General features: G+C 66.1%; 18 protein-coding genes and 2 riboswitches. Of the genes, 2 read left to right on the top strand and 16 right to left on the bottom strand.

The genetic code is table 11. The features are described 5' to 3' along the window. Positions 1 to 4: 4 nt before the first annotated feature. The 6 genes from IVA88_RS05760 to IVA88_RS05785 form a co-directional block, all read right to left on the bottom strand. Complete coding sequence (locus tag IVA88_RS05760) at positions 5 to 937, bottom strand: N-carbamoyl-D-amino-acid hydrolase (protein WP_247496320.1); 933 nt, start codon at positions 935 to 937, stop codon at positions 5 to 7. A 136-nt stretch (positions 938 to 1,073) separates the two neighbouring features. Continuing rightward, positions 1,074 to 2,369 (bottom strand): aminotransferase class III-fold pyridoxal phosphate-dependent enzyme, encoded by a 1,296-nt coding sequence (locus IVA88_RS05765; RefSeq protein WP_247496321.1) that lies wholly within the window; start codon positions 2,367 to 2,369, stop codon positions 1,074 to 1,076. 10 nt (positions 2,370 to 2,379) lie between these two features. Continuing rightward, positions 2,380 to 3,960, bottom strand: a complete 1,581-nt coding sequence (locus IVA88_RS05770; RefSeq protein WP_247496322.1) for a hydantoinase B/oxoprolinase family protein — start codon at positions 3,958 to 3,960, stop codon at positions 2,380 to 2,382. After that, complete coding sequence (locus IVA88_RS05775) at positions 3,957 to 5,966, bottom strand: hydantoinase/oxoprolinase family protein (protein ID WP_247496323.1); 2,010 nt, start codon at positions 5,964 to 5,966, stop codon at positions 3,957 to 3,959. The genes IVA88_RS05770 and IVA88_RS05775 overlap by 4 nt, the downstream gene beginning before the upstream one ends. A 490-nt stretch (positions 5,967 to 6,456) precedes the next feature. Continuing rightward, positions 6,457 to 7,890: a PepSY domain-containing protein gene (locus IVA88_RS05780; RefSeq protein WP_247496324.1), complete on the bottom strand. Its 1,434-nt coding sequence runs from the start codon at positions 7,888 to 7,890 to the stop codon at positions 6,457 to 6,459. An 11-nt stretch (positions 7,891 to 7,901) separates the two neighbouring features. Further along, positions 7,902 to 10,259, bottom strand: a complete 2,358-nt coding sequence (locus IVA88_RS05785; RefSeq protein ID WP_247496325.1) for a TonB-dependent receptor — start codon at positions 10,257 to 10,259, stop codon at positions 7,902 to 7,904. A gap of 112 nt (positions 10,260 to 10,371) precedes the next feature. Further along, a riboswitch (cobalamin riboswitch) is annotated at positions 10,372 to 10,574 on the bottom strand. Between the two features lie 72 nt (positions 10,575 to 10,646). On the opposite strand from IVA88_RS05785, the gene IVA88_RS05790 reads away from it, so the two are divergent. Further along, a complete protein-coding gene (locus tag IVA88_RS05790) occupies positions 10,647 to 11,219 on the top strand; it encodes a histidine phosphatase family protein (protein WP_247496326.1) in 573 nt (190 codons plus the stop codon). Here IVA88_RS05790 and cobT read toward each other — a convergent pair whose 3' ends face one another. The 8 genes from cobT to cbiT form a co-directional block, all read right to left on the bottom strand. After that, complete coding sequence (gene cobT / locus IVA88_RS05795; protein WP_247496327.1) at positions 11,220 to 12,272, bottom strand: nicotinate-nucleotide--dimethylbenzimidazole phosphoribosyltransferase; 1,053 nt, start codon at positions 12,270 to 12,272, stop codon at positions 11,220 to 11,222. Positions 12,273 to 12,287: 15 nt separating this feature from the next. Next, entirely contained in the window at positions 12,288 to 13,037 is a 750-nt protein-coding gene (gene cobF, locus IVA88_RS05800) for a precorrin-6A synthase (deacetylating) (protein WP_247496328.1), read from the bottom strand. Between the two features lie 48 nt (positions 13,038 to 13,085). Beyond that, positions 13,086 to 13,763 (bottom strand): energy-coupling factor ABC transporter permease, encoded by a 678-nt coding sequence (locus tag IVA88_RS05805; RefSeq protein WP_247496329.1) that lies wholly within the window; start codon positions 13,761 to 13,763, stop codon positions 13,086 to 13,088. A gap of 36 nt (positions 13,764 to 13,799) precedes the next feature. After that, positions 13,800 to 14,020: riboswitch (cobalamin riboswitch) on the bottom strand. 45 nt (positions 14,021 to 14,065) lie between these two features. Next, positions 14,066 to 14,797: a uroporphyrinogen-III C-methyltransferase gene (gene cobA / locus IVA88_RS05810; protein WP_247496330.1), complete on the bottom strand. Its 732-nt coding sequence runs from the start codon at positions 14,795 to 14,797 to the stop codon at positions 14,066 to 14,068. Then, a complete protein-coding gene (locus IVA88_RS05815) occupies positions 14,794 to 16,104 on the bottom strand; it encodes a cobyrinate a,c-diamide synthase (protein WP_247496331.1) in 1,311 nt (436 codons plus the stop codon). Before IVA88_RS05815 ends, cobA begins: the two co-directional genes overlap by 4 nt. After that, positions 16,104 to 16,886: a precorrin-4 C(11)-methyltransferase gene (gene cobM, locus IVA88_RS05820; protein ID WP_247496332.1), complete on the bottom strand. Its 783-nt coding sequence runs from the start codon at positions 16,884 to 16,886 to the stop codon at positions 16,104 to 16,106. Before cobM ends, IVA88_RS05815 begins: the two co-directional genes overlap by 1 nt. Beyond that, a complete protein-coding gene (locus tag IVA88_RS05825) occupies positions 16,883 to 17,251 on the bottom strand; it encodes a cobalamin biosynthesis protein (RefSeq protein WP_247496333.1) in 369 nt (122 codons plus the stop codon). The genes cobM and IVA88_RS05825 overlap by 4 nt, the downstream gene beginning before the upstream one ends. Next, positions 17,248 to 18,429 (bottom strand): precorrin-6Y C5,15-methyltransferase (decarboxylating) subunit CbiT, encoded by a 1,182-nt coding sequence (gene cbiT, locus IVA88_RS05830; RefSeq protein WP_247496334.1) that lies wholly within the window; start codon positions 18,427 to 18,429, stop codon positions 17,248 to 17,250. Before cbiT ends, IVA88_RS05825 begins: the two co-directional genes overlap by 4 nt. Between cbiT and IVA88_RS05835 the strand changes: the two genes are divergently transcribed. Next, positions 18,428 to 19,174, top strand: coding sequence for a cobalt-precorrin-6A reductase (locus IVA88_RS05835; protein WP_247496335.1), 747 nt, complete (start codon positions 18,428 to 18,430; stop codon positions 19,172 to 19,174). The two genes, cbiT and IVA88_RS05835, sit on opposite strands and share 2 nt — an antisense overlap. Here the strand turns inward: IVA88_RS05835 and cobJ are convergent. Next, entirely contained in the window at positions 19,150 to 19,884 is a 735-nt protein-coding gene (gene cobJ / locus IVA88_RS05840; RefSeq protein WP_247496336.1) for a precorrin-3B C(17)-methyltransferase, read from the bottom strand. The two genes, IVA88_RS05835 and cobJ, sit on opposite strands and share 25 nt — an antisense overlap. Beyond that, complete coding sequence (locus IVA88_RS05845) at positions 19,881 to 20,612, bottom strand: precorrin-2 C(20)-methyltransferase (protein ID WP_247496337.1); 732 nt, start codon at positions 20,610 to 20,612, stop codon at positions 19,881 to 19,883. Before IVA88_RS05845 ends, cobJ begins: the two co-directional genes overlap by 4 nt.

Here is a 20,612-nt window from a genome sequence, read left to right on the forward strand (position 1 = left end):
GGCGTCACTTCTCCGGCGGCGGCACTGCGCCGGTTTGGCTGGTGATCAGGCCATAGTGCTCGATGCGGCGGTGCTGCGCGAAATTGAAGATCGTGGACTTGCCGAATGTGGTGGCGTCGAGGTCGCAAGGATGGACCAGCAATTCGTCCTCCTCCGTCTTCGCTTCGGCGACAATTTCGCCATTGGGATCGACGATCAGGCTGCCACCAAACAGCGGATGTCCATCCTCGACGCCGGCCTTGGCCACCGCGACGACCCAGGTCGCGTTCTGATAGGCGCCGGCCTGCACCGAGAGGCGGTTGTGAAACAGGCGTTTCTCGACGCCCTCCTCGCTCTTCTCCGCGTTGACGGACGGCGTGTTGTAGCCGATCAGCACCATCTCGACGCCCTGCAAGCCCATCACGCGATAGGTTTCGGGCCAGCGCCGGTCGTTGCAGACGGCCATGCCGATGATACCGCCCAGTTCGCGCCAGACCTTGAAGCCGAGATCGCCCGGCTCGAAATAGCGCTTCTCCAGATGCTGGTGCGAGCGCTTGGTGTCGCATTCCATATGGCCGGGCAAATGGATCTTGCGATATTTTCCGACGATCTTGCCGGATTTATCGGTGAGGATTGCAGTGTTGAAATGATGCCCGTCCGGCGTCAGCTCCGCATAGCCAAAATTCATCGCCATCTGATGCTGCGACGCGCGCTCGAACAGCGGCTTTGTCGCCGCGTTGGGCATCTCGCGCTCGAACCAGATGTCGAACTCGGCCCGGTCCTCCACGTACCAGCGCGGGAAGAAGGTCGTGAGAGCCAGTTCCGGATAGACGATCAGGTCGGCGCCCCTGCCTTTGGCCTCGTCCATCAGCGCAATCATGCGCTTGACCACCGCCTCGCGGCTGTCGGCTTTCTGGATCGGGCCCATCTGGGCGGCGGCCACATTGACGATACGCATCAGCGAATTCCTGGTGATGTCTTGGATGAAGCTGCAGTTTCAATCACGTGCCGGCGCGCGCAGCATAACGCAGCATCGCGCGGACATTCCAGTCGGTGCCAGCCCATCGGCATGGTGTGCGTTACATGATCCACGCTCATTTCTGCTCCGCATCGGCGACATCGAGGCCATAGTCGAGTGCAGCCAGAAGCTGCTCGGCCTCATGCTCGGAGATCACGAGTGGCGGTGCCAGGAACAGCGAGGTCTGCTCGCCGCTGGTCCCGATCACGGCGCCAGCCTCCAGCGCCCGGTCCGCCACCCGCGAGGCGATCGGCACTTCGGTGGTGTCGGCATGCCAGTTGCGCCAATCCGGGCCGTGCAGTTCCACCGTCCAGTGCAACCCCTGTCCCGCCACGCGCTGCACGCTCGGATGCTTTTGCGCGATGGCGAGCAGGCGTCGGGTGAACAGCTTTTCGAGGCTCTTCACGTGTTCCAGAATGTTGTCTTCGTTGACGACCTTCAGATAGGCGCTGACGGCGGCCATGCTGATGGGATGCCCGCGCAGCGTGCCGTAATTCTGCCAGCTCGCGCCCTTGAGCCGCTCGACGACGTCTTTCGACACGACGACCGCGGCGACCGCAGCCGCGCCGCCGCCGAGCGATTTTCCGAGCGTCACGATGTCGGGCCGGCTCTCGGCTCCCTGGAACGCAAACCAGCGCCCGGCGCGGCCCGCACCAGTAACCACTTCGTCGGCGATCCAGTAGGAGCCGGCTTGGCGAGCGCAACGGGCTACCTCGTCTTGATAGGCGCCGTCGTAATAGATGCCGCCCTGCGTGTAGTCGATGATCGTCGCCGCGGTATCCGAAAGCAGGTGCGTGGCATCGGCCAGATACTCGCTCGGGGGAACATTGTTGACCGGCGCGCCATAGATCGCGCCGTCCGGTGCCGGCAAGATTCGCACCGGCGCCATCGACGCCGGCCGCTGCGAGCCGCCGGCATGCACCGCAAGGCCGCCATGCCATTGCGGCTGCACCGTCATGCTGCGCGACAGGCCCGTGATGCCGTGATAGGCGCGCTCGCGCGTCGCCAGCGCGGAGCGTTGCGTCAGCGCCTGGCACAGCGACAGCGCCATGTCGTTGGCCTCGCTGCCGCTGATGCAGAAGCGCACCGCGCCAACCCAATCCTCTTCGCCACTGAACGCGGTCGCCATCAAATCGTCGGCAGCCTGCTCGCGGCCGACCCAGGTCCACCCCTCGTTCACGACCGGCGTATCGGCGGCGCGGCGGATCGCCTCCACCATCGCGGGATGACGATGTCCGAGACCGCCGCCGGTGTTGCTGCCGTCGATGAGCTTGCGACCATCTGACAGATGGAAATAGACGCCCTCGCCGCCGACCACGGCCATCGGCGCGCCGTCGCCGGCATTCAGCCCGGTTCGCAACAATCTGCTCATTGCAATCCCTTCATTCCGCGGCCCCGACGCCGTAGCCGCCGCCGCCGCAGGTCTCGATCGTGACGAGATCGCCTTGCTGCAGCACCAAATTCGACTTGCCGTCGATCGCGATGTTAGCGCCCTGCCGGATCAATGAGATGCGGCAGGTCTTGCCGGATTCGCCGCCCTGCATCCCGAACGGCGCAATCACCATGCGCTCGATACAGGTGGTCAGGTGCATCGACGGTGCCAGGATGCGATAGCTACGAATAACGCCATCACCACCGCGATGCGCGCCCGCGCCGCCGGACTGCCAGCGAATGGCCTGTTGCTCGACGCGGATCGCGTAGCTCGCCTCAATTACTTCGATCGGCGTGTTCGAGGTGTTGGACAGATGCACCCGAGTCGCCGAGATGCCGGCCCGATCATGCCGTGCGCCTTCGCCACCACCGTGAACCTCGTAGAGCATCTTCCATGATCCGTTTTGCCGCGGCTCGGCAAAGAACAGGACGCCCGCTGTGGTCGCCCCACCGGCCGACAATCGTTCGGGAATAGTGTCCTGCATCGCGCGAAAAATCGCATCGACGATGCGCATGGAGGTCTCGTGGTTGCCGGCAGCGACAGATGCGTTCCAGCCCGGCTCCAGGATCGAACCCGGACGCGTGATGATGGTCAGCGGCCGCAGCGCGCCGGCGTTCTGGTGCATGTCGCGCCCGCTCATGATGCGCGCGGCATAGGCCACCGCCGAGCGCGCCATGAAGGGCGTCGTGTTGCAGAAATTCGACACGCGGTCGCAGCTTCCCGAAAGATCGAAGGTCGCTTCGTCGCCTGCAATGGTGATCTTGACATGAATGCGCGCAGGCGCGTCGTTGACGCCGCCGTCGTCCAGATAATCCTCGCCCTCGTAGACACCGTCGGGCAGATCGCGCAACGCATCGCGCATCTCGATCTCGGAGAGATCGTGCAGGCGCGACTGCGCCGCCGTGAAGACCGCCTTGCCGTGCTCGCGGCAAAGCTCGACGATGCGCCGCTCGCCGGCTTTCGTTGCCGCGATCTGGGCGAGAAGATCGCCTTCGCAGGATTGGGGATCGCGAACATTGGCCTTGAGCAGCTGCACGATCGGCGTATTGACGCCGGCCGCTGTGGCGATCAGAACCGGCGGAATGCGCATCGCCTCCTGGAAGGTGTCGATCGCTTTGGCAAAATAGCTGCCGGGCCATGTGCCGCCGATATCGGGCCAGTGTGCGAGGCTGACCGCGAACGCCACGATCTCGCCGTCGACGAAGACGGGGCGCACGACCTTGACGTCATTGAGATGATTGCCGCCGAGCGGGCCGACATTGTAGATCAGTGCGTCGCCCTCGTTCAGGCCGTCGCGCGGCACCACTTTCAGCAATTCGGGGACCGTATAGGCCATCGCGCCGAGATGAATCGGGATGTCGCGGCCCTGGCCGACCAGATCGCCGCGGCCATCCGTGATCGCCGACGACAGATCGCCGGCCTCACGCAGCAGCGGCGAGCGCGCCGACCGCGTCATCACCAGGCTCATCTCCTCGGCCGCGGCCGAGAGCCCGTGCCGGATGACTTCGACGACGAACGGATCGAGCTTCATGCGACCCCCCGCGTCAGGAACAGATTGCCTGAAGCATCCGGCCTCGCCTGCCAGCCGGGCGGGACCACGACCGTTGACCAAGCATCTTCGATGATGGCTGGGCCGCTGACGGTTTCGGTCAGCGAGGCACGGTCGATGATCGCCGTTTCGATCTCGTGGAAACCGTCGAACGAGCAGATGCGCTTGCCGGTGGATATCGTCCTGGCCGCTGTGGCCAGCCGGCTCACGACGGTGCTCGACGGGCGGCGAGCCTGCACCCGCACGGATTCGATGACGCAGCTCTCGCTTGTCGCATAACCGAACAGCTCGTGGTGTCGCGTCAGAAAATCCTTTTTCAGCCTGATGACGTCGAGCGGCCGCGCGAACGGCACCGGAATAGCGTCGTTCTGCGCCGCGTAGCGCATCAGGGCCACCAACTCGACCTGAATTTCAGCTGTGGCAACGCCGTTGGCGATGAGCGGGGCCGAAGCATCGTCAATCAGCGCTCCGATCCGCTCGGACACACGGGCGAGATCGATGCGATCAAGCGCAGCGCGCAGGGTCTGCTGCTCGAGGAAGCTGAAGTCGGCTGTGAGACAGCCCAGCGCTGAAAACGCGCTTGATGCGCTGGGAACCACGACCTCCGCGATCCCGTAGAGATCGGCAAGGCCCGCGGCGTGCATCGGGCCACCTCCGCCAAAGGCGAGCAGCGTGCAGTCGCGCCCGTCGATGCCGCGCTCGACGGTGACACGGCGGAGCGCGCGGGCCATCGTCGCATTCGCGACCTTGATGATGCCGAGCGCGGTTTCGGTCAGGCTCAGCCCCAAGCTGCGCGGGATCGGCGCGATGACATCGATCGCTGCCTTGATGTCGATTCCGATCCGGTCGCCGAGCCTGGTTTCAGGATTGAGATAGCCGAGCACGGCGTTGGCGTCGGTGATGGTCGGCTCGGTACCGCCGCGGCCGTAGCAGGCCGGTCCCGGCTCGGAGCCAGCGCTCTCCGGCCCAACCGTCAAGCCACCCGGGCCGTTGCGCACGATCGATCCACCACCCGCCCCGATCGAATGAACCGCGAGCATCGGCTGGCGCAGCGGCTTGTCGCCAAGCATGCGGCCGTCGGTCATCTCGGCCTGGCCGTCCACGATCAGGCACACGTCGGTCGTGGTGCCGCCCATGTCGAACGTCAGCATCCGCGAGGTGCCGAGCTGACGCGCGATGCTGACCGACGCCGAGACGCCGGCCGCCGGGCCCGACATCGCCATCACCAGCGGCCGCCGCTTCACGGCCGAGATCGGGATCATGGCGCCTGCCGAATGAAACACCTGCAGCCCGGGGCCGATCGGCAGCCACTGCTCCAGCTCGCTGAGATACTCTACCGCGATCGGCATCGCGGCCGCGTTGAACACGGTCGCCGAGGTCCGCTCGTATTCGCGCGCCTCGGGATTGACTTCGTGCGACAGCGAGACGTGGGCAATGACGCCCTTGAGGCGCTCGCCGAGCATTTTCTCGTGCACGGGATTGGCATAGGCGTGAAGCAGTGCGACCGCGACGCTCTGAACGCCCGTCGTTTTCAGCCATGCCACCAGACGCTCGATCTCCGCTTCGTCCAGCGCCTTCAGCACCTGCCCCTCGTGATCGAGGCGCTCGGCAAGCCCGAAGCATCGTTCAGGCGGCACCAGGGGCGGCGATTTCGGCGGGATGTCGAGACGATAGAGATCGCGGCGGCGATAGCGCGCGATCTCCAGCACGTCGGCAAATCCTTCGGTCGCGACCAGCGCCACTTTCGGCAGCCGTCCTTCGACGATCGCGTTGGTCACGCGCGTGGTGCCGTGGACGAAGCGCTTGACCTCGCTCTTGCGCAGTCCGACCGCCTCGATCGCCTCAAGCATCGCCTGAACCGGAGCCTGCGGTCGCGATGGCACTTTCGCGATCCGTGCCTCCGCGGGGAAGCGCCGGATGGCGATGATGTCGGTGAAGGTACCGCCGATATCGGTGCCGACTTCCCAGTGGTTTTCGTCAGTGCTCATGTGGGGGGATCAGCTACGGACGACGTCCGAACCGGACGCCGGGTCCTTCCCGTCCATCGCCAGTTCAATGCCAAACCGAGAGCGCTCATCATCATCCCCTGTCATGCCACCGCTTGCGAGCGTGCGACAGAGCGATGGGCTCGGGATAGAGCCAGCGTTGTCGCAACGCGCAGGATCGGCGTGCGACCGGTGCGGCGCGCCGCGGCACATTTTGGTGCAGCGCTGCCCGCATCGAGAGCACGTCGACCTGGATCGTTTCACGCCAGAAAAGTGCAGCGCACCACGGTTTTCTCCGCGCGAAACGTGGCATCCGCTGCACTGCAATCCGCGCGCCCCGCACTGGCTGTCTAATTTGCAGGCGATCGACCGGCACTGCCGCGCATCCGATTGCCTATGAGCTATGCATGGTGGGCGGCTCAGCCTCTCTTTATTGTACGATCAGTAAGAGGTGGTTTTGCCCGCTCGACGCATCGCGACCTCGCTCCGGCTCTCAGCCCGCGAAGGACCGACGCAGGCGGCGCCAGCCGATGACGATGCCCGTGGTGGAGAACAGAAAGCCGAGGGCGCAGAGCCCGACGACCAAGCCGTCGCGCAGCCACGGATGCGCGATGAGCGCTGGAAAATCCAGCGTGTGCAGCGCGCCGTAGAACCAGCGATAAGCCCGCCGCGACGAATCCAGCCTTTGCAGCAAATTGCCGTCGGCGCCGTCGATGTCGAACCAGAGGCCGCCGCAGTACGAGCGGTAGACCGGGGCACCCGGGACGGTGGACTGCGCGGGATAGTTGTCGTTGCCGGCAAGTCCGGACGGTGCGCCGCAGCCGACCGCGAGGCGCGCGATTAGCCTTTGAACCTCGTGCACATCGAGAAATCCCGTTGCCCTATCGAGGGGCGCATCGCCTGCTTTGAACAATGTCTGACCGGCCAGGCCCATCCGATCCCGCCGATAAAGACTGCCGTTGAAGGCGAACCATTCGATCTCACGGGCCGACGGCGGTACCGGCTGCCGATCGAGCGATGAGGCAGTCGTCCAGTTCGGTCCAGCGTTCATCACGCTGGATTCAGCCGAGGTCAATTGCCCACGCGAGAACAGCCGCCCGTGATCCATGGAGAGCCAGCCACTGAAAATCCACGTCAGCACGAAGACCGTCGCTGCGAGGCCGATGAGATGATGCAGGGCATGCCAGCCGCGATAGGGTGAGCCGATCAGACCTCCGCGAAGCTTGATCCGCACAAGGCCGAGCACGGCGCCAAGCAAAGCCGCGATCAGGGCCAGCAGCGACAAGGTCCAGACCACGCAATCCCATAGCGACCAGTTGCTTCGCAGGACCGTTGGATAGATCCAGTGCAGCACACTGCCGACGAGATTCCAGCCGCGCTCGCTTCTTGTGGTATCCAGGACGATCTCGCCGGTGAGCGAGGAGACATAGACCTCGGTTCCGCCATGGTCGCCGAGGGCAACCCGAAACAAGGGTCGGTGGCGGTCAAAGCCATTCGGCACGCTCCATTGGTCATAGTCCGAGCGCGCAACGACCGCGGGCCGCGCAGCATCAAGTCCGCGGCTGCGTGCGTGATCTCGCGCGATGGCCAGCGCGACGTCGGAAGACGCAACCGACGCGCCGCCGCCGTCGGAGGCGCGGACTGCGCCTGCACGCGACCGCCCCGAGACGACATAGACCGGTCCGTCGCTGCGCTGGATCAAGCGGACGCGCGTCGCATCCGCGATGCCGCTCGCGGCAACGGCATCGGCGACCGCGATGCCCGTCTCAGCACCATCCAGCGGCATGAGACCGGCGAAGCGTTCCGCTTCCGTCAAGGACGGAAACGGAACGAAGTGCATCACGATCCCCGTCGCGAACCACATCGCGAACAGCAGGCAGAACGCGACCCCGAGCCATCGATGCAGCAGGACGATCGCGCGCATCATCGATCAGCGTCCTACCATTTGAACGCGGCCGAGATCTCATAGGTCCGCGGCGCACCCAGCAGGATCTGGTCCGGATAGAACGGATCGCCCCAGATCGCATAACGCTTGTCGGCGATATTGCGCACCCGGAAGGTCAGGCGGGCCTGGTCGACCGCATTGAACACCGTTTTGGGGATGTCGACGAAGGCATAGACATCAGCCAACGTGTAGGCCTTCAGCGTCACGACGTTGGCGTCAGTGTTGTAGCGGTCGCCGACATGGCGGCCGGTGATGCCGAGCTCGACCGCCCAGGGCGTGAAGAACCGGTACGACGCACCGGCGTTCGCGACGATGCGCGGCACGTTCGGCGGCGTATTGCCGGAGAACGAGCCGCCGACGAAATTGTAATCGGCGTAGCGCGCATCGACATAGGCGATGTTGCCCCAGAGACGCAGCGGCTCGATCGGCCGCACGGACGCGGCGAGTTCCACGCCCTTGGATTCCTGCCGCCCCGCGAGGTTGAGCTGCATGCCGCCGGCCGCGGCATAGACGTTCTTGCGCAGGATGTCGTAGGCCGAGAACGACCATTCAGCCCGGTTGTCCCAGAACAGGTGCTTGACGCCGGTCTCATAGGTGCGCGCGCTGGTCAGGTTGAGCGGATCGGTCGGATTGAGCAGGAAGATGTTGTTGGCGGCGATGTCGGCGCCGGTGGCATACTGGCTGAAGAAGGTCAGGCCCGGAACGGCGTCCCACGTGTAACCGATACGCCCCGTTGTCGGGACCCAGGATTTCGAGAAGGGAAAATTCGCGTTCTCCAGTCCGGCCTTGTCAGTAGAGTTGCGGTCTAGCCCGATATGCTCGACGCGGAGGCCGCCGACCAGCGCGAAGCTTCGCGTGAGCTTCAGCCGATCCTCGAACGATAGCGCCTCGTTGTCGATGCGGGCGGTCTGCTGCTTGGTCGTGAGCAGGCCGTAATAGCCGCGCGGCGGATCGACTAGCGGAACGCTATCGCCGGGAAAGTTTGCGGCACCCGGCCTGATAAAATCGAGGTAGCTCGACGAAAGCGTCGTAACCAGGCGGTTGTCGAAACCGGCGATGCTTGCGTCCCAGATCAGGTCGGTGATGTTGCCGACCAAGCGTTGGCTGTGCGCGACATAGAAGCGCTCACGGTCGACCATGTTCGTACCGGAATTAAACGCCTCGACCTCGTTATTGAACCAACTGCGCTCCGCGCCATAGCCATAGGCCTGGCTTTTCAACGTCAGGTCGGGCGCCAGCTTCAGCTCGAAGCCACCGCGCAGCCACACCTCCTGTGCGACGTTGCGATTGTCCAGGACGTTGTAGTTGGTGTTGAAGGTGCGGTCGTCGATCGTGACCGCGCCGAGATTCGTCTTGTTGTAGTTCGAGACGTAGTTCCCGGAAACGATCCCCGTCGTCGCGTGCGAGCCGCTGAAGGCGATCGGCACCAACGGCACGCCCCAATAAGCCTTCGAGCGATCTTCCCGATACTCGATCGCGCCCCAGATCTTGAGACTGTCCGAGATGCGATAGTTGAGCTGGCCCGATACGTCGAGCGTTTTGGTGTTGGTGTCGTCGGCAAAGCCGTTGAGCGAGGAGCGGCTCACGTCGAAGCGGTAATCGAGTCCCTGGACGTTGGTGCTGCCGCCCGAGCCGTAATGCGCGCGGAACGAGTTGAGGGAATCCCAGGAGAAATCCGCCTCGTTGCGGATCGCTCCGGTGTGCGGCTGCTTGGTGACGAAGTTGATCGCGCCGCCGGCGGCCCCCTCGCCCGAGATCAGCGAGGCCGGGCCTTTGAGGAATTCCACCGCCTCCAGATTAGCCGTGTCCATGACCCGCGAGGTCATGTTCTGCGGGCCGATCTTGATGCCGTTGTAGAGCGTGTTGATCTGGCTGTTGGTGAAGCCGCGCATCGAGAACGCCGCGGGCTCGGCCGGGTTATCGCCGGAGGTGACGCCGACGGCGCCCTGGGCGACCTCGGAGACGGTGCGATAGCCCTGCTCGCGCATGGTCTCGGCCGAGATTACTTCAACGGTCGCGGGGATCTCCCGCACGGTGAGACCGAGACGCGAGGCGCTTTCGGCGACTGCATTGGTGTTGAGCGGCGTTTGCGCCGCTGCGGTCGGCGCGATTGGCTTGGACGCAGCGGATGCCGTCGCTGTCCGGCGCGCTGCTGCGCGGCGTTGGCTCTGCGCGTCCCGGCCGGCCGGCCTGGCCTGCTTGCGGGATTGGGAGGGCGATACCTCGACGGGCGGCAGAGGTTCGCGAGCCTGCTGCGCCAGTGCGGCGGGCAGATCAAGGACGGCAAAGGATGTGAGCGCAGCGGACGCAAGCAGGAATTTGCGCGGCCGGGTGGCTTGGACGGAAAACATCGTTCAGACCTCGGTATGACGTCAGTGGCACGTCACAGCGAACGAGGTCTCACCTTGGCTTGTCAGCCTTCCGATGAAGCCGAATGTCTGTACTCCCCGACCGACATCTTCGCGTGTGACCACGGCTGACGGCAGGTCTCCTGGCTCGCGGGTCACTACCTTGCGTCGCCTTCCCGGGACCGAGATACCCAGTGGCTCGTGACGCAAGATTCGCCGCTTACAGTTGCGGGGGCAGCCACGGCATTGGGGACAAAGTCCCCGCACCGCATTCCCTTTTCATCCCCTCTCGGGGAAACCGTCACGAGCATCTAGGATTACGATCCAGACAGAGTCAATGTACCAGTTGCGGCGTTAGTGCCACAGCGACCAATTTCCCTGGAGAAAAGCATGGAAGGCGAGACCTTCCTCTGGCTGATACGGCACGCGCCCGTCGACGGGATCGCCGGGACCATCCATGCAGCCGACGCACCGGCCGATCTCCGCGATCGGGCGGCGTTGGAGGCGCTGCGGCAGCGCCTCCCGCGGGACGCCGGTAGCTATGCGAGTCCCTCGCGGCGCACGGTCGAAACGGCCCGCGCGCTGGGGCTCGAGCCGCTGCAGGTGCGCGAATTCAGCGAGCAAGACTTTGGTGACTGGACCGGCCGTCGGCACGACGAACTCGCCGCGACCGGTGGCGAGGCCTATGCAAAGTTCTGGAGCGATCCGGCGCGCGGACGGCCGCCGGGCGGCGAAAGCTTTGAGGATCAGGTCGCGCGCGTCCGGCTGGGTCTGTCAGGGATCGACGCCGGGGCCGCGACGCTGGTCGTGCATTCCGGCACGATCCGCGCGGCGCTGTGCATCGCGCTGGATCTGACGCCGCAAGCAGCCCTGCGCTTTGTGATCGATCCGCTGTCGCTGACCCGGATCGACCGGCTCGCGAGCGGCTGGCGCGTCGTCCGCGTCAATCAGCGGATGATCTGATCAGGCCGGACGATCGGGCACATTGGCCTGCGCAAAGGTCGCCATCCCGTTGTGAAGCGTGCAGGCCGACCGCACCAGCGGCAGCGCGATGGCCGCGCCCGATCCTTCGCCGAGCCTGAGATCGAGGCTGATCAGCGGTTGCACATTCAGCGCGCGAAGCACCAGCCGATGGCCCTGCTCCGCCGATTGGTGCGATGGCAGCAGAAACGGTTGGCACGACGGGTTCAGCCGCACCGCCGCCAGCGCCGCCACCGACACGATGAAGCCGTCGATCAACACGGGAATCCGGCGTTGCGCGGCGGCGATGATCGCGCCGCAAATGGCTGCGATTTCGAGACCGCCGACGGCGCACAGTATCTTTTCTGGCGAAGCGCCCGCAACGCCATGGTGTGCAATCGCAGCGTCGATCACCCGCGCCTTGTGCGCACGGCCGGCCGCGTCGACGCCGGTACCGCTGCCCGCGATCTCCTCGGCGCCCATGCCGAGCAGGCTCGCCGCAATCGCCGCCGATGTGGTGGTATTGCCGATGCCCATCTCGCCGAAGATCAGCAGATCGGGGTGCCCGGCCTGCGCACGCGTCACCGCACGTCGGCCGGCTTCGAACGCAAATGCCAGCTCTGTGAGCGTGAGCGCCGCTTCGACACTGAAGTCCCGCGTGCCGCTACGTGGCTTGTCGATAACGATTCCAGCCATCTCCTCCTGCGCCAGCGTGCCAGCATCGACGACCTCCAGGCTAGAGCCCAGCTCACTCGCGAGCACCGAGATCGCGGCACCGCCGGAGGCAAAATTCGCCAGCATCGCGATGGTCACTTGTTGCGGATAGGCCGAGACGCGCTGCGCGACGATGCCGTGATCGCCGGCGAAGATGATGATCGGCACCCGCGCCGCGCGCGGCTGCTCAGTTGCTTGCAGGCCCGCAAGCTCGATCGCGAGCTGCTCGAGCCGGCCGAGCGCGCCGGTCGGTTTCGTCAGTTGCGCCTGCCGGGCCACCGCCGCCTCGCGATGGACTGCCGAGATATCGGGGCACTGTTGGTAGACCCATTCGGGGAGCATGCTGCCTCGCTTGCCTCACGGCCTGCGCTTGAGCATGTAACTGTCCATGATCCAGCCATACCGCTCGCGCGCCTCCTGTCGCACGGCGACGATGCGCGGGCCGATCTCCGCAAGCGCGCCGCACATGATGATCTGATCCGGCATGCCGAGATAGGCGCCCCACCAGATGTGCAGGCCCGCCGGATCAAGCGACTGGAACGCCGTGCCGCCGTCGAGCATCACCACCACGGTATCGACACCTTGCGGCCAGCCGCCATCGCGCAAGCGGCGTCCCGTCGTCACCAGGAATGGCTCGCCGATATCGTTGAGCGGCAGCGCATGCGCTGCGCACAGCGCCTGGATCGAGGTGATGCCGGGCACGACCTCGATGTCAGGCAAGGGATTGAGCCGCCGCGCAATACGCAGCGAAGAATCATAAAGCGAGGGATCGCCCCAGATCAACAGCGCGACCTTGCCATGACCTTCGAGATGACTCGCAATCGTCTGCGACCAGGTCGCGGCTACGGCATCGTGCCAATCGTCCACGCCCTTGCGGTAATCGGCTTTAGCCGCGTCGCGTACGGGAAGATCGAACTCGGCGATGCGCGTCTTGTCGCTGGTGAGCACATCCGCGCAGATCGTCCGCCTGAGATCGGCGAGATCGGATTTTGCAGGCCCCTTGCGCGGGATCAGGACGAGATCGGCCGCGTTGATCGCACCGATCGCGGCGCGCGTCAGCTGATCAGGGTTGCCGCAACCGATGCCTATCAAGGAGAGCGTGAACATCTTACCTGCGAAGGGCGGCCGCACATCGGCCGCCCGTTCGCTTGTCTCTTAAGCTGCGTTGTGCAAACGCGGGGTGACGAGGCCGGGCGCGGTGACGCCGCGCAACGACTTTGCCAGCGCCAGCACGCCGAGATCGGCGAGCGGCTCGATCACGATGACCAGCGCGTAGGACGCCGCGAACGTCGCGATGCTGGCGAGGTTGGTGGCGCCAAAGCCTGATCCATAAATCGCCCAGAACGCCACCCAGGCGATGACGCCGGACTGATACGTGGTCGAAAGCGCCAGTGCCTGGCGGTACTTCAGATCGACATAGGCCGTGTTGCGCGAAATGATCCGCGTGGCGATCGCCTGGATCGCGAACAGCGGCACCAGCAGGGTTGTGACGTTCATGCCATATTGCGGCAGGTCGGGCGGCTCGAAGAAGATGCCCTGGAACAGCAGGCCGAAAGCGAGGCCGAACGCCGCAGGCGCAGCTCCAAACAGGAGAAACAAGGTCGAGCCGAGGATGAAGTGCACTTCGGAGACGCCGACCGGGAAGTGCGGCAGGATCTCGAAGAAGACGAACACGAGGCTCGTGGTGGCGAGCGTCCGCGCCGCGAACGACGTGATGCCCTGCTGGCGCACGGTCTCGACCGCGAGCTTCAGGGCAACGCCGCCGACGGCGATGCCGGTTGCGTAACTCAACACGAGCTTGGCGTCCGAGACTAGTCCGGGTTCGATATGCATGGCTCAGATCCTTCTTGCCGTCACACCCGACGGCCTTGGCCTCAAAACGTGCACGGCCGGTCTCCTGGCTCGCGGTTCACTGGGAGTCTCCGGCCTTCCCGAACCTTGCGGGCCAGTGGCTGATCGAAGTCCCTCACCGCTTACAGTCGCGGGGGCGGCTGGGGTTTTGGGCGCCGCAACTGGGTCCGCCCACCCCCATTCCCGATTATGCTCCGGCGCTTTGCGCCGCGTCGAGCACCATGCCTCTCCTGTGTGCCCCTTTCGCCGGCCGGGCGTCAAGGGGCGAAGGGCGGCCGAGGCCGTCATGACGGATAATCCCCCGCCATCGCGCCGAACAGGATGACCGCGGCGGTCGAAGCCGCCCCGCCCCGCGCAAGCTGCTCGCCAAGCTCGGAAATGGTGGTGCGGACCAGCCGCTCATCGGGACGGCCGAGCGATTCGGCGAACAACGCCGGAGTGGTTGGGGAAAGGCCGTGCTCGATCAATTTTACGACAAGCGCAGGAAACGTGCGGCGGCCCATATAGACCACGGTCGTCGCCTCCGGATCGGCCAACGCGGCCCAATTGAGATTTTGCGGCAGCTCGCCGGTGACGTCCGCCCCGGTCACGAACTGCACGCGGCGCGCGGTGTGGCGCCGGGTCAAGGGAATTCCGGCCTGGGCCGCGGCGACACAGGCCGAGGTGACGCCCGGAATGATCTCGTAGCCGATGCCGGCGTCGCGCAGCGTCTCGAGCTCCTCCTCAAGCCGGCCAAAGATGCCAGCATCGCCCGACTTCAATCGCACCACGCGCGCGCCTGTTGCGGCATAGTCGACCAGCAAGCGGTTGACGTGGTGCTGCTTGGTCGAGGGCCGCCCTGCCCGCTTTCCGACCGCGACGAGATTGGCGCCGGGACGGGCGAGATCGAGGATCGCGCCCGAAGCAAGATCGTCATAGAGCACGACGTCGGCCTCGCGCAGCCGCGCGGCACCCTTGAGCGTGAGGAGCTCGGGATCGCCGGGGCCGGCGGAGACGAAGGAGACAAAACCGCTCACCGGTCCTCCGCGATCAGATGAAAGAACGTGCCGGTGGCTTGTCCCCGCCGCGAACCGGTTTCGGCGATGACTGCGCCTGTCGCGTCGCGCACGACCGCCAGCGGCGTGTCGGGCTGCGCGAGGATCGTCGAATAGTGGAATTCGTGGCCACGCAGGCGTGCACCCGCCTGATGACCCGGCATCGGCGCGGCGAGCTCGGCCAGACGATAACCAAGATGCATGCGGCGTTTGGCAAAGCTGGTCTCCAGACCGAGCAGGCCCGTCATCTCGTGGCTGATGCCATCGGCGTCGGTCAAGGCGGTGCCCAGCACCATATAGCCTCCGCACTCGCCGTGCACCGGGCGCGTTTCGGCGAAGGCGCGCAATCCGCTGCGAAAGCGCGCATTGGCCGCGATCTTGCCGGCCTGCAGCTCGGGATAGCCGCCAGGCAGCCAGCACACGTCTGCACTCGCGTCAGGACCTTCGTCGGCGAGCGGCGAGAATGTCGATATCTCTGCGCCCGCCGCGCGCCACGCTTCCAGCATATGCGGATAGACGAAGGAGAACGCGGCGTCACGGGCGAGCGCAATGCGCTGGCCCGGCGGCGTCACGTTCACGCCGCTTGCGGCAGGTTGCGGCGACCAAGTGGCAGCCGAACGCAGCACCGCTTCGAGATCGACATGCTCGGCGACGAAGCGTGCGGCCTCGTCGATCAGCTTGCCGATTTCCGCCTGCTCTTCGGCCTGGACCAGCCCGAGATGTCGCTTCGGCAGGCTGATTTCGGCATGGCGTGGCAGCGCACCGAACACGGCAATGCCGGCATCCAGCAGCGCACGCCGCACGAGGGCTTCATGGCGCGGGCTGGCAACGCGATTGAGCACGACGCCCGCAAGGCGGACGCCGGCGCGATAGTCGCGAAGTCCTGCGGCGATCGCTGCCGCCGTCTGCGCCTGTCCGGAGGGATCGACCACCAGCAGCACCGGCCAGTCCAGCATCTCCGCAATGTCGCCGGTCGCCCCGGTGCCGCAGACGCCGCGCGCGGCCACGCCGTCGAACAGGCCCATCGAGCCCTCGGCCAGCACGACATCGGCGTCAGTGCCGCGGCTGACGAGATGCGAGATCGTCCCGCGATCCATCGCCCAGCTATCCACGTTGACAGAAGCCCTTCCCGTGGCGGCGGCGTGGAACGCCGGGTCGATATAGTCGGGGCCGCTCTTGAAGCACTGCACCCGCAATCCGCTATTGCGCCAGGCGCGGGCAAGCGCCAGCGTCAGTGTCGTCTTGCCGACGCCGGAGGCCGGCGCGGAGATGACGAGCCCAGCCGCCATCACGACGCCTCCGGAAAGCGCGGCTCGGCGCCGACCGGCCGGTAGCGGCGGTCATAGTCGGCAGCATAGAGACGGCTCTCGGAAAAATCCGCCGAGCCCAGCGTCTTGCCGACCAGGATAAGCGCGGTACGCTCCATCTCGCTGCCGACAGCTGCATCGAGTGTTGCGAGCGTGGCGCGGACGATGCGCTGGTCGGGCCAGCTCGCACGCCAGACGATCGCGACCGGGCAATCCGCACCATAATGCGGCGTCAGCTCGGCAATGACCTTGTCGAGCAGGTGGATCGACAGATGGATGGCGAGCACCGCGCCGGTCGCCGCGAACGCGGCGAGCTTCTCACCGTCCGGCATCGCGCTGGCGCGGCCCGGCGTGCGCGTCAACACCACGGACTGCGCAAGACCCGGCAGCGTCAACTCGGCCTCCAGCGCAGCCGCGGCGGCCGAGAAGGACGGAACACCGGGCGTGACCGTGTAGGGAATGTCGAGCGCGCGCAGGCGGCGGAGCTGTTCGCCCATCGCCGACCAGATCGAGAGATCGCCGGAATGCAGCCGCGCAACGTCCTTGCCGTCGGCATGCGCGGCGGCGATCTCAGCGATGATTTCGTCGAGCGACAGCGGCGCGGTGTTGACGATCCGCGCGCTCGGCGGGCAATGCGCCAAGGCGCCTTCGGGCACCAGCGAGCCCGCATAAAGGCAGACCGGACAGGCGGCGATGAGATCGCGGCCGCGCAAGGTCAGCAGGTCAGGAGCCCCCGGTCCGGCGCCGATGAAATGCACCGTCATGCGCCGTCTCCTTCCGCGATGGCCGCTGTCGCCGTGCGATCCTCCGAGACCACCCGCGTCGCAATCAACCGCGCGCGAGGTCCGGCTGCCGCGAGCGCTGCTGCCTCGGCGACTGATCCCGTCCCGAACTTTTCCGCGACGAGTTTTGACTGTGTCGGCGTGTCGATGCCGGCCAGCATTTCGGCGCCGATTGCCTTTATCGGCACGCCGCACTCGCGCGCAAGCTGCTGCAGCGCCTCCGCGTCGGCCTTGTCGCTGACCGTCGCCACCGCTGCGAGGCCTTCGGGACCGCCGGCCGCCAGAAGCGCCTCACGCAGCGAGGCCAGCGTAACGTCCTTTTTGAATCCGAGCCCGGCGACCTTCATCGAACCACGCTCCATTGCACCACGGGCCGCACCGCCTCCCAGGATCGGTAGCGGCCGAGCGGAGTGGCATGCGCAATCTCGACCCGCATCAATTCGCCGCCATGGCGCTGGTGCAGCTCGCCCAGCAGCGCTTCCGTCTCCAGCGTCACCGCATGCGCTACGAGTCGCGTTCCGGATGCGAGCCGCAACCAGACGGCGTCGAACATCGCGATGTCGAGACCGCCGCCGATGAAGACGGCATCCGGCGCTTCCAGCGCAACCAGAGCTTCGGGCGCCTTTCCCGTGATGACTGTGATCCGATGTGCCAACCCGAACGCCGACGCATTGTTGCCAATGTTCGCGGTGCGATCCTCGCGCGCCTCGATTGCGATCGCCATCCCGCCGCACAACGCCCACTCGACCGAGATCGAGCCCGAGCCAGCGCCGATGTCCCACAGCCGTTCGCCGGGACGCGGCGCCAGCGCCGAAAGCGCGAGCGCACGAACCGGACGCTTGGTGATCTGGCCGTCATGGACAAAGAGATTGTCCGATAGTCCCGAGCTGCGGGGAATGCCTTGCGCGCCCGCCGCTTCAACGGCTACCGCGACCAGATTTCCAGCAAGATCACCCGCAAAACTACCGGCGCGATGCTCGTTGATACTTTCGAGCGGCCCGCCGAGCGCGGTGAGCGTCCAGAATGACGAGGCACCCCAACCGCGCGCCGTCAGCCACTTCGCGAGATCGCCGGCCGCCTTGCCGTCGCGTACGAGGCAAATGATGCGCGCATCTCGCGCCAGGTGCGGCACGAGACGCTCGAACGGCGCGGCGTGGAGACCGAGGCAGGCAATTGCTTCGACGCGCCAGCCTAGTCGCGCGGCGGCGAGCGAGAAGCTGGACGGCGCGGAATGCGCGATCCAGTCGCCGGCGTCCAGCTTTTCGGCGAGGCCCGCGCCGGCGCCATACCAGAACGGATCCCCGGAGGCGAGCACCGCCGTCGGGCGACCGCGGCAGCTCAGCACGACATCTGCATCGAACGGCACCGGCCACGCGCGGCCGCGCCCGGTTACTCCGGCAAGTGCAAGATGCCGTTCACCGCCAAAGACGCTTTCGGCAGTATCGAGCGCCTTTCGGCTTGCTTCGGACAGCCCCACAAGGCCATCTTCGCCGATACCGATGATGGTCAGCCAGGGATCAGCCATGACGCGCGCCCTCATTCTGGGCGGAACGGCCGACGCGAGCCTGCTTGCGGCGGAGATCGCACGCGCAGGCATTGACGCCGTGTATTCCTACGGCGGCCGCACCCGCGCGCCCGCCGACCAGCCGCTGCCGACTCGCATCGGCGGTTTTGGCGGCGTGAGCGGTCTTGCCGATTACATCCGCCGCGAGAACGTCACGCATGTGATCGACGCGACGCATCCCTTTGCCGCCGAGATGAGTCGCAATGCGGTCGTGGCATGCGCGGAAACCGGAACGCCGCTGATCGCGCTGGAGCGCGCGCCATGGGCGAAGGAGCCCGGTGACAACTGGATCGAAATTGCCGACGTCAGCGCCGCGGTCGCCGCACTGCCCGAGGCGGCGGAAAATGTGTTCCTGGCCATCGGCCGCCAGCACATCGCGCCGTTCGCGACCAAGCCGCAGCACGCCTACACACTGAGATTCGTCGATCCGCCCGATGCGCCGCTGCCCTTCGCCGCGGACGTGATCGTGTCGCGTGGCCCGTTCACGCTTGAGGGCGAGCTGGAGATGATGCGCGCTCGGGGCATCACTTGGATCGTCGCCCGCAATTCCGGCGGCGACGGCGCGCGCGCCAAGATCGACGCAGCCCGCAGGCTCGGCCTGCCCGTGGTCATGATCTCGCGGCCGCAACTGCCGGAACGATTGCGGGCCGAGAGCGTGGACGAGATCATGCAGTGGCTCAGTCATCGGACCTGCCTCGGTGCATAGACCCAGCGGCCGACCCGGCGGGTCTGCGAATTACCGACGATCACCAGCGTGCGCATGTCGGCCATGTCGGGCTTCGCTTCGTTCAGCCTGACGGTCCCGATCTTTTCGTCAGCAGAGCTGATCGCGCGCGCGAAGATCACGAGGCGTTCGCCGCAGCCGGCCTCCTTCAGCACCGCAAGCGCACGGCCAAACCCTTCCGGCCGGCTCGCCGAGCGCGGGTTGTACATCGCAATCGCAAAATCGGCTTCCGCGGCGAGCCGCAGGCGCTTCTCGATCAGCGCCCACGGCTTGAGATTGTCCGACAGGTTGATCGCACAGAAATCATGACCGAGCGGCGCACCGGCGCGTGCGGCGGCCGCCAGCATCGCGGTGATACCGGGCAACACACGGATCGGCAGCTCCCGCCATTGCGGCGCCTGTTCGAGCGCCTCGAACACGGCGGAGGCCATCGCGAAGACGCCGGGGTCGCCGGAGGATACGATGACGACCTGCCCGCCCTCGGCCGCGAGCCGCAGCGCCTCGCTCGCGCGCTGCAGCTCTTCGCGATTGTCGGAGGGATGCAAAGTCAGCCCTGCCCGCGGCGGCACGCGCGCAACATAGGGCGCGTAGCCCAGAATGTCGGTCGCGGAGGCTAACGCAGCGGAGACCTCGGGCGTCACCAGCGCGTCGCTGCCCGGCCCGAGGCCCGCGATGGTCAGCGTGCCATTCATTCGGCGGCGTCCAGATGCCGGCCCTTGCCGTGCACGAGCACGATCGCAAAGTAAGGACAGTCGGCGGCGTCGATCTCCGCGAGCCGCACCACGCGCTCTCCCGGCATGGTACCGCGCTCGACCAGCCAGGCATCGTCCAGCCGGCCGGCGGACGCGAGCGCGCGGCGCACCTTTGCGAGGTTGCGCCCGGTCTTCATGATCACGAGCGCGTCGGAATCGCGCATGCGGCGTTCGAGCTCGGCCTCGGCGAGCGTGCCCATCAGCACCGTCGTCACGTCATCACCGAGCGCGATCGGCTGTCCGACGCCGTTCCAGCAGCCGACCATGCCGGGAATGCCGGCGATCACCTCGATCTCGACGCGGCCCTGCAGGCGCGTGTGCAGATGCATGAAGGAGCCGTAGAAGTAAGGATCGCCCTCGCAGAGCACGACGACATCGACCGCGCGCGCCAGCCGCGCCAGGCGTTCCGCCCATTCATCGTAGAAGCCGGCAAGCACCTGGACATATTCAGGCGTGTCGAAGGCTATCTCCGTGGTGACCGGGTATTCCATGGGATATTCGGTGACGTCGGCAGCCAACATGCCCTCGACGATGCGGCGCGCCTGGCCGGGCCGGCCCTTCTTGCGGAAATAGGCGACATGCCTTGCGCCGCGCACCGTGCGGTCGGCACGCACGCTCATCATATCGGGATCGCCGGGGCCGAGGCCGCAGCAGATGATGCGTCCCAT

The sequence above is a fragment of the Bradyrhizobium sp. 149 genome (genome assembly GCF_023073915.1).
Lineage (GTDB): Bacteria > Pseudomonadota > Alphaproteobacteria > Rhizobiales > Xanthobacteraceae > Bradyrhizobium.

What these genes read in the sequence shown, in the direction of transcription:
- cobF (WP_247496328.1), bottom strand. Translation starts at nt 13,037, where the DNA reads ATGTTCACGCTCTCCTTGATAGGCATCGGTTGCGGCAACCCTGATCAG.
- IVA88_RS05775 (WP_247496323.1), bottom strand. Translation starts at nt 5,966, where the DNA reads ATGAGCACTGACGAAAACCACTGGGAAGTCGGCACCGATATCGGCGGT.
- IVA88_RS05805 (WP_247496329.1), bottom strand. Translation starts at nt 13,763, where the DNA reads ATGCATATCGAACCCGGACTAGTCTCGGACGCCAAGCTCGTGTTGAGT.
- IVA88_RS05785 (WP_247496325.1), bottom strand. Translation starts at nt 10,259, where the DNA reads ATGTTTTCCGTCCAAGCCACCCGGCCGCGCAAATTCCTGCTTGCGTCC.
- cobM (WP_247496332.1), bottom strand. Translation starts at nt 16,886, where the DNA reads ATGACGGTGCATTTCATCGGCGCCGGACCGGGGGCTCCTGACCTGCTG.
- IVA88_RS05790 (WP_247496326.1), top strand. Translation starts at nt 10,647, where the DNA reads ATGGAAGGCGAGACCTTCCTCTGGCTGATACGGCACGCGCCCGTCGAC.
- cobT (WP_247496327.1), bottom strand. Translation starts at nt 12,272, where the DNA reads ATGCTCCCCGAATGGGTCTACCAACAGTGCCCCGATATCTCGGCAGTC.
- IVA88_RS05835 (WP_247496335.1), top strand. Translation starts at nt 18,428, where the DNA reads ATGACGCGCGCCCTCATTCTGGGCGGAACGGCCGACGCGAGCCTGCTT.
- cobJ (WP_247496336.1), bottom strand. Translation starts at nt 19,884, where the DNA reads ATGAATGGCACGCTGACCATCGCGGGCCTCGGGCCGGGCAGCGACGCG.
- IVA88_RS05780 (WP_247496324.1), bottom strand. Translation starts at nt 7,890, where the DNA reads ATGATGCGCGCGATCGTCCTGCTGCATCGATGGCTCGGGGTCGCGTTC.
- IVA88_RS05845 (WP_247496337.1), bottom strand. Translation starts at nt 20,612, where the DNA reads ATGGGACGCATCATCTGCTGCGGCCTCGGCCCCGGCGATCCCGATATG.
- IVA88_RS05825 (WP_247496333.1), bottom strand. Translation starts at nt 17,251, where the DNA reads ATGAAGGTCGCCGGGCTCGGATTCAAAAAGGACGTTACGCTGGCCTCG.
- IVA88_RS05760 (WP_247496320.1), bottom strand. Translation starts at nt 937, where the DNA reads ATGCGTATCGTCAATGTGGCCGCCGCCCAGATGGGCCCGATCCAGAAA.
- cbiT (WP_247496334.1), bottom strand. Translation starts at nt 18,429, where the DNA reads ATGGCTGATCCCTGGCTGACCATCATCGGTATCGGCGAAGATGGCCTT.
- IVA88_RS05765 (WP_247496321.1), bottom strand. Translation starts at nt 2,369, where the DNA reads ATGAGCAGATTGTTGCGAACCGGGCTGAATGCCGGCGACGGCGCGCCG.
- IVA88_RS05770 (WP_247496322.1), bottom strand. Translation starts at nt 3,960, where the DNA reads ATGAAGCTCGATCCGTTCGTCGTCGAAGTCATCCGGCACGGGCTCTCG.
- IVA88_RS05815 (WP_247496331.1), bottom strand. Translation starts at nt 16,104, where the DNA reads ATGGCGGCTGGGCTCGTCATCTCCGCGCCGGCCTCCGGCGTCGGCAAG.